Below are 13806 nucleotides of genomic sequence, written 5' to 3' on the forward strand. Positions count from 1 at the left end.
TTTACGGATTCACCTTTATATTACATAACAATTATAATGACCTAATTATCAATATTTCAAACTTTTTATTTGTAATCAGCATCCCTTAAGCAAGACTATCTCATTGAGTTGATGGAGGAAAAATTTTGTATATCCATCTCCCTTAGCAAGATGTATCACATCTTCCCTAATGTTGGGATAAATCACATCATTTACATTGCTGTCACATTCAAAAATGCAATTACATGATTTAGGACATTATCAATATGCACTTGCTCCTGGTTTCCCGTTTTCATGTCTTTAACAGTGCAACTATCTTCAGCCAACTCACCCTCGCCGATTATTATTGCAAGCCTGGCGTTTTCACGATCAGCTTTCTTAAACTGGGACTTAAATCCCCTAGAACCAGGATCCATATCTACTGATATGTTATGGACCCTAAACATGCCAGCAAGATCAAGAGCGCGTCTATACCCCAAGTCTCCAGAATATACTATGAAAATATCAAGAGAGTCAGCAATTACACTATTATCTTCAATGAGTAGGTTTATCCTTTCAATACCAGCGGCAAATCCAACTGCAGGTGTTGGCTTCCCTCCAAATACTTCCACAAGATTGTCGTATCTTCCCCCTGCAGCGAATGCATTCTGCCCGCCAAGTCTATCACTTACAAACTCGAAGGTCGTTTTTGTGTAGTAGTCAAGACCCCTCACAAGATATGGTTCCTCAATATAGTCTATATTATTCATATTAAGAAGTTCTTTTAACTGATTGTAATGGTTTCTGCAATTATCACATATATAAGATAATATCTTTGGAGCGCCTAGTTTTAAGGATACACACTCCCCCTTCTTACAATCTAAAATCCTTAAAGGATTTCTATCGAACCTCTTCATACAATCATCACAGAGATTATTAACTCGATTCCTGTAGTATTCTTTTAGTTCCGTAATATAATCAACCCTACATTCAAGACATCCAATTGAATTGATGAGAAGAGAATAATCATTAATATCCAACCTGCTGCTGATTGTATGCATCATGGAGATTATCTCATAATCATAAAAGGGATTATCGCTTCCGAAAGATTCACACCCGAATTGATTAAATTGCCTTAGCCGTCCCTTCTGAGGTCTTTCAGCTCTAAACATTGGGCCAATGTAGAACAATTTGCTGTTTGAAAGCCTGTTGTAATTGCCGTTCCCAACATAGGCACGCACAACGGAAGCTGTTCCTTCGGGTCTCAGAGTAAGGCCTCTTCCACCCCTATCATTAAAGGAAAACATCTCCTTGGAAACAATATCCGTCTCATTTCCAATACCCCTCGAAAACACCTCTGTATACTCAAGTACAGGCACAATGATCTCCTTGTAATTATAAACCTTAAAGACCTCCCTTACAGTTTTAGTTATTAAATCCCATCTCAAAACAGAATCAGGAAAAACATCCTCAAATCCAGGGGGACTGGTCAGCATCATCTTCTCCTTCTAAATACAGCATCATTATTGATCCCTTTATCAAATTTAATAAGGCATTCTCTTCCAGGCTGTGCCATCTCAACACTCTCTTCATCCTCAATAATCTCTCTTATATGAAATTTATCATCCTGAACAGTATCACCTTGGATTGGGAATATCGCCTCTATCTCCTCACCCTGATATATAGGATTAAAGGTTTTGACAAAAGCCTCGGTTTTATCCTTACCCTGTCTCAAGTAATATCCCAAGAATAAGGCCTTTCTGATATATGGGACTTTGCTAAACTCCAAATCATCAAATTCATTAAAAAGGTTATCAGTATAGGGTCTATGACTAACTAAATCGAGTTCGCTCAACCAGAAAGGCATATGATTTCCATTTATACACCCTTCTGTTAAAACTCTAACAGCATGGCTATAGATTCTGGTTGTATTTGCTGTGTAATATAGGGATTTCATACGACCCTCAATTTTAAAGGCGTTCACCCCAGCAGAGATATAATCAGAAAGCCTTTCAATCAGACATAGATCTTTTGATGATAATATTTCAGTGCCCGATGCATACTCTATTATATCCATATGATTACCATTACGCTTCTCCTCAACTAACGCATAATTCCACCTGCATGGATGGGAACAGTTTCCCTGGTTTGCATCTCTGCCTGAGAGATATCTGCTAAGGAGACACCTGCCAGAATAGGATATGCATAGCGCGCCATGAACGAATATCTCGATCTCCGCATCAGTATGTTCCCTAATGCTCTTTATCTCATCAAGCGTAGTCTCCCTTGCAAGAATGATCCTATTTATCCCCAGGCTATTCCAAAATTTGATAGATAAATGGTTAAGTATCGAGAACTGGGTTGATAAATGAATATTTGAATCAATTCCCTTCTCTTTCAGTAAAACAAACATACCTGGGTCAGAGACAACAAAGGCATCAAATTTGAAATCCTTTATCTCCTCAATGTATCCCTCTGCCTCTCTTATCTCACCTTCATGTAGAAACGAATTCAAGAGGAATATGGTTCTTGCTCTGTGTGTTTTGCAAAAGGTTAACGCCTCTTCTATCTCTTGCAATGATAGATTGCCTGTATTATTACGAAGATTAAATCTTTTCCCGCCAAAATATACTGCATCAGCGCCAAACCTTACCGCAATCTTTAATTTTTCAAGGTTGCCCGCTGGTGAAACAATCTCAATATTATTTCCATTGTCTATCGATATGGTCATTTCCGATTTTGTTCATTTATTATGCCATTATTGTTTGGGGAATTACATTCTGCACAATGTTTTACGAAAAGGGTGAATACACCATTATGAATATAAAGTTGCAGAATATCGTCCCATGTAGCCGATGTAAGCGATCAGGAATTAGTTAGGTTATTACAATTAATACACATATCAAAATTAATTTCAACTCATAACTCATTATAAACCTGAATAAACTTGCCAACCAGATCCTTAAAATAAGTTACCGCGTCAATTATCGGTTGCTCACTTCGCATATCAACACCAGCAACGAGCAACTCATCAATAGGAAACGCGCTGCTTCCCATAGATAAAAACTTAAGATATGCATCCCTTGCCAGCTCTCCACCCTGTTGGACTCTTTTGGCCAGTGCAATACTAGCTGATATACCTGTCGCGTATTGATAGACATAAAAGGAAGAATAAAAATGTGGTATTCTCAAACACTCTAATACAATTGACTCATCTATTTCTACTGTATCTCCAAAATATATCTCAAGCAATTCCTTATAGGTTGATGTTAGGATGTCAAGTGTGAGTGCTTTATTCTCTTCCACCATATTATGTGTAATATTTTCGAAATGAGCAAACATGGTTTGCCTGAAAAGGGTACCTCGTATATTATCTATCTCACGATTGAGAATATATGCCCTCATCCTATTGTCGTCCTTATAGCGACTTAAGAGATAATTGCTTAGAAGCACTTCATTGAAGGTGGATGCTACTTCTGCAACAAATATTGAATAGCTATGATATACATAGGGCTGAGTTTTTGCAGAATAATAGGAATGCATGGAATGACCAGCCTCATGAATTAATGTATATATGCTATTAATATTATCATCATGATAGTTCAATAGTATATATGGGGGAGAATCGTAACATCCCGAGGAATAAGCCCCGCTTCTCTTTCCACGATTCTCATATCTATCAACCCATCCCCCCAAAAGCCCCTCTCTCATTATTCTTACATACTCATCACCCAATGGTGCTAAAGCATTTGCACAAAGGTCTACAGCTTCCTCAAAAGGCATCCCAAATTTGATGTCATCAACTATTGGGGCATAGATGTCACAAAAGCGCTGAACCTTTAAACCTAAAACCTTCTTCCTGAAATCTAAATATTCAAATAGGGGTGAGAGGTTCCCTTTAACTACATCAACCAGATTATCATAAACCTCTTCAGGGATATTATCTGGGAATATTGAAGCGCTCTTACTGCTATTAAATTTTCTGATTCTCGCATATATGCTATCCTTCTTGATTGAAGAGGATAATGAAGCTGCAATACTATGCTTATGATCCTTGTAAGCCCCATAGTACTGGGAAAAGGCTTTCTCTCTCACCTTGCTATTTCTGCTCATCAAAAAATGTACAAAATTTCCATGGCTCAATTCTATTTCATTCCCATCTTCATCCTCAAGCATACCAAACTTCAGGTCAGCATTATCGAGTTGAGTAAAAAAAAGTGACGGCGCATAGGCGATCTCCCTGGACATCGCCAAAACCTCTTCAACCCCCTCTGAAAGCGTATGTTCTCTAAATCTAAGTATCTTCTCAAGGTGAAAAGAATATTTCTTAATCCTCTCATCCTTGATATAACCATTCATATCATCTTCAGGAATGGCCTGTATTTCAGGCGTCATAAAACTTGAAAGCTCCGAGATTCTTGCATGAAGGGCTATAGCTCTCTGTTGAAATCCAAAATACTCCTGATTTGTTTTATCCTCATCACTCTTTAGATGAGCATATGTAAAAAGCCTATCCATCCTTCTCGATATCTCTAAATCAAACTCAATCGCCTTACTGAATAGATCAACCGACTCACCTAAATATCCTTTGAAGGAAGCGTATCCCTTTATTCCTTCTTCCAATTCTCCATAAAGGGACTCCCACCCCTCATCGCTATTAAAAAGGTGTGAAAGATTCCATTTGTGTTTATCAAGGATTTCATCCCTCTGGGGAATATGTTTATTAATACTCATAGGAGTGTCAACCCCTCCTTAGCAGATGTATTACTTTAACATAAATATTTCAACATGATTAGATAGCTTACCCTTATGTAAATAGAGTAATCCAAGAAGGTCTATTTCTACAGTGATTGTCCGAATCTATTAGAATGAGTAAATTCATTAAGCTCCTTACGAGGAGGTCCCTCCTTCACCTCTGTTGCTGGTTTACCTATTGGCACAACAACAACAACCTCATAATCCTCAGGAAGTTCAATTAACTTCCTGCAGGCATCATGATCCAAGAGTCCAACAACCACGCTTCCCAGACCTAACTCATGAGCCTTTAAACTAATATTCTGAACCGCCATACCTAGATCAAACATGAACCATTCGGAAAATTTAGTCCTTTTAATTCCTTGTTTATATCCTGCAACCCCCCTTTTAGCACAAGCGATGATCAAGACCGATGCAGCATTCGAGCATTTGGTAGCTGGATTCTTCTCTGAATATGTGGCTGTCACCTCTTTAATAAGATTCTTTTCTCTGATTATAACAAACTCCCAGGTTTGTGTATTCGCCCATGATGGAGCCCATCTTGCTGCCTCGATTATCTCTCTTATCTCTTCATTACTAACATAATAATCAGTGAAATTTCTAATGCTTCTCCTCTTTAGAATTGCTTCCTGTAACAGCATATTAACCTCCAAATAGTATAAGGATAGGTAATCTATGTGAAATGATGATTTCTTCCCAGCATTGTAGAGTTGAAAAGACCTTCGAGTTTAATGGCCATCCTCAAGTTATGTCGAATAATTGAACTCATTTTATTTTAGATATCTTTAGCTGAATGAATTGTATGAGTTGAATTTCGAAAAAAAGATTCATACAAGTATTGTAATAAAACATATTAATAGACAACTAATTTTCGAACCTCCATAGGAATTTTAGTCATTATCAATATCAAATATATTCTTCAAGTCTTCATCATCAACTGCTTCCTTGTTTTGCATCAATAGGTAATTATCATCTTTTTGTATTAACTGTCTCTTCAGATAAGGGTATTCTTTATTGAAAATCTTAACAAATCGCTCTATCTCATCTTCAGGATTTAGAAATTGTACTGCTACCTCTTTCCCATCTATTCTCAATACCTTGCCAGTCATAATAATCCTTCTTGATCTAAAGGGGAATTTTATTTGAATAACGTCATTCTGATTTATTGTCGAGTTTCTTAAAAAACAGACTCCACCCGCGCTGAGATTAATAATCTCTACTTTAAATACAACATCACTCTCATTTGTTTTATATTCAACAAAAAGGGCAGTAGTTTTTAATCTATCAAAGTTTCTTCTTTCCATTGCTCTATCAATCATTGTCAGATAGGAGCTGTTTTATGATCAGAGAAGACAAGGGCTATCTCACCGCAATTGTCCTTGTTTTTACAAGTTCGACAGTCTTTCCAAATCTTCTCTGGAAGAGTCTCTTTGGGAATCTCGATAAAACCGAATTTCCTAAAAAAATCCGGTGAATAGGTTAGTGTAAATATCTTCGCTGTTAAGTATTTGTTTAATAACTCTCTGACTAAATATAATAATAAAGTTGAGCCGATCTCCCTACCACACAATTCCCTTTTAACTGCTAAAGATCTCACCTCCTTTAACTCTTTGCCATAGTCATAATAAGAGATAACACCTGCGACTTCGTTCAAATGATGGGAATCAATTATCTCAGCCAATAAAAAGTGTTTTATATGTTTACGAATATTGCTCCTGGTTCTTGCAAGGATTATGTCCTCATCAGAGTATGACTTTATTATTTGGTAAATATATTCAACATCCACCAAGGTAGCTCTTCTAACACTAATACCTATGTCATTTGACTTCATTTCATCTTTTGAAAATGGATGCTTTATTGTAGAGGTCTTTGCTATAATTTAGTTCAATCTTCTTTAGAGATATTTCCGCTTCTTCCTTATTTCGATATGGTCCAACATACACCCTATAATATCCCTTATTTTTCGATAAAATTACAGTATGTCCCTGATTACTCAAAGAGGAAGCGATTTCATGAGAACTTGTCCTATTATAATTTTCCCCTACCCTTATTACAAAGGGAAATTTTTCTCTTGGGAAAAGTTTCTTTGAGAAGGTAGAATCACCTGTATTAACTGAAACATCCTTTATTAGATGTGTAACCTTTTCACCAATGCTGGTTACTCTCTTTTTTGTATCTTCATCAACAATCTCCTTTTTTGATCCAGAAGCGAATTTTATCCCCATAACCAATCCAACAGTATAAGAGGCGATACAGAGGGCAATAATGATAAATATCATCCCCCTTGCCCTTCTTCTGCTCTTTTCCTCGTCTTTATAATTTCTGGGAGGATATGTTTTTATAAATTCTGGATCAACTGAATAGAATTGATGGTGATGAGGAGGTGTTTTTTTTATCCTGTCAGTATAATGGTCCATATTCTGCATAATAAGCCTTACCTTTTATTCGCAGTATTATACTTCCGTGAATTATTTTGCCGCAAATATTTATCAATATCAATATATTACATCCATGTAATTAATTGATATTACGCTGCATTAAGAAGTATATAGATAAAAAACAATATACATCCTAGCTTTTATTTTCGGCATTCAATTGAAAGATTTAAAGGTAAAAAACTTATTCGTGAATCTGTACAATTTCCTTTAAGGCTTTAATCTCTCTATCAGTTAAAATCCTATATTGTCCCGAACCTATTCCAGATAGTCCAAGAGGTCCAAAGGCGATTCTTTTCAAACCCTCTACCCTATATCCAAATCCCTGAAAGGTCATTCTTATCTGCCTTTTTCTACCCTCCATCATCCCCATCCTTATTGTTTGTCTTGAAATATCAAGGGTATCAATCTGAGAGGGATAAGTCTTTCTGTTATATAAATATATCCCCTTCTCAATCTTATATTCATGTGATTTTTTTAGAGGTTTATCCAATTTTACTATATATACCTTAGTAACGTGATATTTTGGGTGGGATAACTTATATGCCATATCGCCGTCATTGGTAAATAGAAGCAAACCCTCTGTATCCTTATCCAACCTTCCAACGGGAAAGATCCTCTCCTTTTTATATATAGCTGGAATCATATCCATAACGATCGGTCGTCCCCTGGAGTCGCTCATTGCTGTGATGTAACCCCTAGGCTTATTTAGGATAAGATAATGAAGCTTCTTAATAAGATTAAGCCTTCCCCTATCTAATTCCACAATATCATTAACTGTATCAACTGTGAATGAGAGATCTTCAACAATGGCGCCATTCACCCTTATTCTTTTCGTCAGGATATAGTCTTCAACCTTTCGCCTAGAACCTAATCCACATAGAGAGAGATATCTATTTATTCTCACCACACCTCCTCCCCCAATAACATTATTCATAGGGCAAGGTCATCTTCTAGAAATCCTCCTAAATTTCAGCTCACCCCTTCTCAGAATCTTTTTCAAATAGTATTCCTTACCCCTTTGTAAATAATTAAGATTATACCCAAAGGATGTCCCATTTAAAAAAATGATCTCGTTATCTTTAAAGCTAAAATTATAATCTCCGGCAATCTTCTCATCACCCTTACGATATGATATATATTCCCCATTTCTATATATCTCCAAACAGTGTTCAGTAAAATCACCCTGACTGTTTATACTCCACCATGTTCCCGCTAATTCGGACTTTAATTTCTTTGATTCCTTCTCCCAAAAGCTTAATAAAAACTCATCTATGATCTTATCGCTATTACCCGAAAAAATCCTAATGTTCTTTCCATATGTCCAACCTACAATTCCATTAAATAATCTTACCTTATACCAATAATCTTCACTCTTCCCAATCCAACTCTTCTCCTTCGAGGCCTCAACAATTTCGACAATGTCTCCAAGATTTAGTTGATCGATCAGAGAAGAGTATATAAAGGGATCTACCCTTAATGCGCTCTTATCGATGAGTATTAGCCCCTTTTTTTGTGAAACAGGAGTAGGACTCGTATTCCTTTCAGTATTATAGTTGCATGATATTGATATCATAAATAGATAGAGCACCATGCATTGTGTTAAAAAAGAAGTGAATATTAATTTATGTTTTACATTATACATTTTGAACCATTATAAATATCAATATTTTTATGAGTCGTGGTAATATCCTCCGCTATGTCGATGTATATCCCAACTAACCGACTTCATTTTGTATTCATCATATTTCGTGATCCTTCTTTCATATATGTTTTATCCATCCGGTAATTAGTATTATGAAAAAATCGATACTTCAGCGAATTAAGATAATCCTCTCATTCTCCTTTTTCTCGATAAACCTTGTAAACTCTCTAAATAGATCATACTCCTCGACATCTATCCTATAATGCTTAAAGTGTAATATGGAATATACCTCTATCTTCTTATCACTCAGAATATACCTAAATGAAGCATCGTATTTATCGGAGTTGAATTCATCGTTATTCGGAATGCTGTGCACATCAAAACCATCAGGAATATGATATGTTATACTTATCTCGCTAGTCCACTTTCCTGGAAGCTCGAGAGGGAATCTTCTATCTTTAAGCATGCAATAGTTCCTATAGTAATTTGAAGGAACCAAGAATGCCTTGAATACAATCTCCTCATTGCTCTTATTGAAAAAAGATGGGATGTCAACTCTATAACTATATGATACAGGCTTGTCTAAGTTGATTTCAAAATCCTTGAAATCTTTTACCCTTGACCCTGTAAATATCCTATTCCAGTATTCATTCAATCCCAGTATCCTCTTTTCCATATCGAGCATATCATATCTAACCCTTGAGGCGAATGATCCCTGTTTACGGATGGTTCTCTCAAGTTTTGCTTCACCATTTTTATGGATTTTTATCTCTGTTGTCACCGCCTCGATATTTTCATCGAGAAATCGATCATTTATTTTTACAAAACTATAATCCTTCTCATCCAACAATAGCGCTGTCCTACCACGATCATTTGCCGGTAGTTCCTTAAAACCGGACATCTTTGCCGTACCGTCAACAAAGAGACCCTCACCAATGTCAACATAGCAGATTGCATGATTGAACTCACCCAGATATGGAACAGAGATGTCCGCATCTCCATTATCACTGGTTCGCAGGAGAGCCAACTTAACATCCACACCAACCTCCCTCAGCATGGCCATCAATACTATTGTGATATCCTTACAATCCCCCATCTTAGTATGATAGGTTAAATCAGCGCTTCTAGGCTGTATCCCCCCTATGCCAAATTCAAATCCCACATATCTTATCTCCCTATTAACATGATTGAAAATTTTTCTAACAAGATCCAATTTGTCATCATCTTCATCGGTAATTTTCGAAATAACACTCTTCATCTCCCCGCTAACCCTGATCTTCCCCCTTACTAACGAAACATACCACCTATATAGATCACCCCAACTCTTATGAGAAGTGAAGCATACTGATGGTAAAATCTCTGAAGTATGAGGCATTGCAATCTCCTCTTTATAGGGAGGAAGATTATGCAAATCTATTCTTATGATTTTCTTTTTTTTATCTTTAATATGTTCAACACTATCCTCGCTAATACCCTTGAGATGATAGTTTATGCCCTTTTTTTCAGGGAAGCTAATAACAATATTTGAATAAATTGTCCTGTATTTGTTTCCTGCTATTATTCTTTCTCCATAATAATTTTTGTAAATATCTCCTCCCTTACTCTTGATAACATATCTCAGGTCAATTATGCTACCCTTGCGAATTGAGGGCAACGATATTATATTTGCTTCTAGATCATAATACAGCCTAGCCTCAGGATCAGATAACGATCTCTTGTGGGAGATCGATGTCTCTATTATATCCCCGTTATTGATTACAAAACACCTTAGGTCTTCAATCCTGTCAGTTGAGGGATCTATGACTATATATTCCCTGGAAAACTCCTTTGCAAGGCTTGGATCATTGACTAAATATATTCTATGAATCCACTTTTCATAAGAACCATCTGAGAGAATCCTTATGGCGGTCTCTCTAAGAAGCGTGATTGCAGGCTCATTATTGTATTTAGCAGCCTTAATAGCAATGCTGGAAGGGGATTCGCTGATAAGATATCTTTCAATCTCCATTTGTTCATCATTGATGATCCTTAAATATCTTTTCAGCAAAAAATTATTGGGATTATACTTCAAAGCAAGATTCAAATAATATCTCGCGAGTTCCTCCTTCCCGATTTTATGGTAAGCTATACCCATTTGAAGGAGCACTTCTTTATTATATGGTGAGAGTTTCATTGCAGATGAGATTAGAGGAAGCGAGGCTTTGGCACAATGCATTTTTTCTGCTATTTCTGAGAGCTTTAACCTAATCCACACATTATTAGGGAAAAACCTCGATGATCTATTCAAAATCTTCTCTATGCTATCATACATGCCCAATTTATCATAACATTCAATTAGATCATCGATATAATCCCTGTCATATCTATCCCCTTCATATAGAATTTTATGGCACTGAGCTGCCTCCCTTTCCTTTTTTTGGGCTTTATATATCATTGCCTCAATAAGATAGGCATTGGAAGGATATTTGCTTTTTTTTAAAATCGAAGCTATCTTCAAGGCCTCATGATACCAGCCCAAGGAGATAAAGGCATTGGCCTTCAAAATTAAATAATTATTTGAGAGGGGATCAATATTCTTAATCATATCAATGATTTGAAACGCCTCAAATATAAAATTGTTATCCAGTTTGATCAGTGCTATCTCATTAAGCGATTCAATTCTATTTCTATTATTAAGGGATTTATAAAAGAAGGCGTCCTTCTTGTTCTCATCATCAACCATTAGCCCCTGATAATAGCACGATACTGAGGCTAATCCCCTATCGTTTTCTACTCTATTAAAATATTTTTGGGACTCCTTATCCTCTTCACTTGCTAATCCGGAAATATAATAGAGATATCCGATAAGGAAAGAAGAATATTCATTAGGATGATCATAATTTAAAAGGCTCTCTAATGAACTAAAATATGAGGGTCTTAATAAAGAATCAGCTTCTCCTTGTTGAAGCAAATCCCCAGATTCAGCAGCATCCCCCACTGCCCTTAAATAAGTAATTCTGAGAGACCACTTTACTCCATCATATGTTGAATCCCCCAGCTTTATGAGAATACTGTGTTCCCCCTTTTGAAGCAATACCTTAAGGTGATACTGATCGAAGTCGAAGCCATGTCTCTTCCTATTTTCAACAATCCTCCCCCCATCAATCCAAATATCCATATAACCGGTTTTACCGAATGATAGTATATATTCACCCGACTCATGAATATCTATTATCCTGTATAGGTAGAAGAGGGAATCATCAACCTTTGTAAATAGATCTTCAAAATCGATCATTCCAGTAAGGTCTGTTTTAGTATCAAACCATTTAACTATATTAATCTTGCCTAAATAAATCTCTGACTCAGAAAAACTTCTTTCTGGGGGATGTTCAATTTCAAAGTCTGAAGATCCCCTGTTATCAAAAGGCCCGATTATTCTATAATCACTGACAAAACCAAGAGAGTCTCTGATGGAATTAGCGTCTTTTATTCTGCCATCCCTCAAGAAGAGCCTGTTTAGAAAAAAATTGATCCTTGCAGTTAAAAAGCGATCGCTACCTACTATCTCATTCCCATTTCGAATCCTTATAAGGGATTGAATGCCCCTCTCAATCAATTCTTGATACTCTATAAGCTCCATTAGTCTGAATAGATTCGTTTCAATTAGAACTGGATCACTCAGATTTAATGTCCATTCTTCAATGATTTCAATTGCTCTTTCATACTTTCCTTGGGCCTTATAATTTAGATAATCCCTCTCTTCTCTAATAATACTCTTTTGATCAGTTGCTGATAGAGCATAAAGCCTTTCAAATGTGCCGTAGTAGTGCATCAAAAAAGTTAAGATAACCAAGAGGGTATACAGTTTTATCTTTGACTTATTAGTCTTCATGATTCCATATTATATATATAATTCTGTTAAATCGAAATAAATGAGTATTAAAGATTTCACCCAATCCCAACTGGATAGCGCTTTTCTATAATCCTCTGAATAAAAACTTTCATATGAATACACTGAGCGATTAAGTATTGTTGGCAGTAAATGAAAAAATCAATAATAAATCGAATATTAATATTTACAATGGTGATTTCATCCATTTTAATCAAAGATATTCATCCTATCCATAGTCACAACCATCCAGATCCGCGTAATCCACTCTATGACGTTTTTTATTTATACTATAATTATGATATTAAAAGAGCAAAGAGATTATTAAAAAAACAATTCAACAATCCTAAATTGAAAAACCATGCCTATATTAACTATGGTGTTATTAAGGAATATGAAAAGGATTATAAGCAGGCGGAAAAGCATTACAAATTGGCCCTTAATAATGGTGAAAAATGTGCCTTGATATATCTGCTCAATCTGTATAAGAAACTAGATTCGGTCAAGTATATTAAATTACTCAACTCCATCAAGATTCCAAAACAGGATTATTGGATAGATTATGAGAAGGCGGTATTCTATCTTGAGCAGGGTAATATAAGAAAAGCAATAAAACTTTTATGGATTGCAGTGGATAAGGGTTTTAATTCCATAAATCTGCTTCTCCGAGATCCAGCCTTTGATCAATTAAGGGGATCAAAATCCTTTAGCAAAATAATCACAAAAATAAAAAACAGCAATTATAAAAAGAAGAGCCTCTTAGAAGAATTACACGATGCAGAGTATGAATACAGCATTAACAAGCCCTTTGGGATGAGTAGGGATTTAGAATATATTTCACGGCTAGAAAAGAGGGGGAAGGATAAAAAGGCAGAAAAGGCGCTTCTCTCACTTCTGAAATCAAATATTCTTTATAGAGAAAGGAGTATTGCTCTTTTCTGGTTGGCAAGAATTAAGGCAAAAAATGGGGAGAGAGGAGCTGCTAAAAAATATTTAAAAAAATTCATAAAACACATTCGAAACGACCAGAGTGATAATACAGGGTATAAAAGATTGATTCGGCATATTTATAAAGATATCATTCTTAACGATATTTATCTAAAGGAGTTATAACAAACAATCAATCTTAATCAGCAAAAGTGGGA

At 35.9% G+C, this 13806-nt stretch carries 11 protein-coding genes; 1 reads left to right on the forward strand and 10 read right to left on the reverse strand.

Annotated features, from left to right (window positions below; all coding sequences use genetic code 11):
- Positions 1-191 precede the first annotated feature (191 nt).
- The 10 genes from hisS to SVZ03_01740 all read right to left on the reverse strand — a co-directional run bounded on the left by hisS (position 192) and on the right by SVZ03_01740 (position 12664).
- On the reverse strand, positions 192-1457 hold the full coding sequence (gene hisS / locus SVZ03_01695) for a histidine--tRNA ligase (protein MDY6932920.1): 1266 nt from the start codon (positions 1455-1457) through the stop codon (positions 192-194).
- Positions 1454-2689, reverse strand: a complete 1236-nt coding sequence (locus tag SVZ03_01700) for a peptidase U32 family protein (protein MDY6932921.1) — start codon at positions 2687-2689, stop codon at positions 1454-1456. Before SVZ03_01700 ends, hisS begins: the two co-directional genes overlap by 4 nt.
- Before the next feature lie 188 nt (positions 2690-2877).
- Positions 2878-4692, reverse strand: coding sequence for an oligoendopeptidase F (pepF, locus tag SVZ03_01705; protein ID MDY6932922.1), 1815 nt, complete (start codon positions 4690-4692; stop codon positions 2878-2880).
- Positions 4693-4799: 107 nt separating this feature from the next.
- Complete coding sequence (locus SVZ03_01710) at positions 4800-5354, reverse strand: nitroreductase family protein (GenBank protein MDY6932923.1); 555 nt, start codon at positions 5352-5354, stop codon at positions 4800-4802.
- A 249-nt stretch (positions 5355-5603) separates the two neighbouring features.
- Complete coding sequence (locus SVZ03_01715) at positions 5604-6017, reverse strand: PilZ domain-containing protein (GenBank protein MDY6932924.1); 414 nt, start codon at positions 6015-6017, stop codon at positions 5604-5606.
- Positions 6018-6034: 17 nt separating this feature from the next.
- Entirely contained in the window at positions 6035-6544 is a 510-nt protein-coding gene (locus SVZ03_01720) for a GNAT family N-acetyltransferase (protein ID MDY6932925.1), read from the reverse strand.
- Position 6545: 1 nt separating this feature from the next.
- Positions 6546-7139, reverse strand: coding sequence for an SPOR domain-containing protein (locus tag SVZ03_01725; protein ID MDY6932926.1), 594 nt, complete (start codon positions 7137-7139; stop codon positions 6546-6548).
- A 193-nt stretch (positions 7140-7332) separates the two neighbouring features.
- A complete protein-coding gene (locus SVZ03_01730) occupies positions 7333-8055 on the reverse strand; it encodes a pseudouridine synthase (GenBank protein ID MDY6932927.1) in 723 nt (240 codons plus the stop codon).
- 39 nt (positions 8056-8094) lie between these two features.
- A complete protein-coding gene (locus SVZ03_01735; protein MDY6932928.1) occupies positions 8095-8724 on the reverse strand; it encodes an SH3 domain-containing protein in 630 nt (209 codons plus the stop codon).
- Between the two features lie 238 nt (positions 8725-8962).
- Positions 8963-12664 (reverse strand): DUF3857 domain-containing protein, encoded by a 3702-nt coding sequence (locus SVZ03_01740; protein ID MDY6932929.1) that lies wholly within the window; start codon positions 12662-12664, stop codon positions 8963-8965.
- A 150-nt stretch (positions 12665-12814) separates the two neighbouring features.
- On the opposite strand from SVZ03_01740, the gene SVZ03_01745 reads away from it, so the two are divergent.
- Positions 12815-13774 carry a hypothetical protein gene (locus tag SVZ03_01745; GenBank protein ID MDY6932930.1) on the forward strand — a complete coding sequence of 320 codons (960 nt, stop codon included), beginning with the start codon at positions 12815-12817 and terminating at the stop codon, positions 13772-13774.
- The last annotated feature ends 32 nt before the right edge of the window (positions 13775-13806 follow it).

It is taken from the genome of Spirochaetota bacterium (assembly GCA_034190085.1).
Lineage (GTDB): Bacteria > Spirochaetota > UBA4802 > UBA4802 > JAFGDQ01 > JAXHTS01.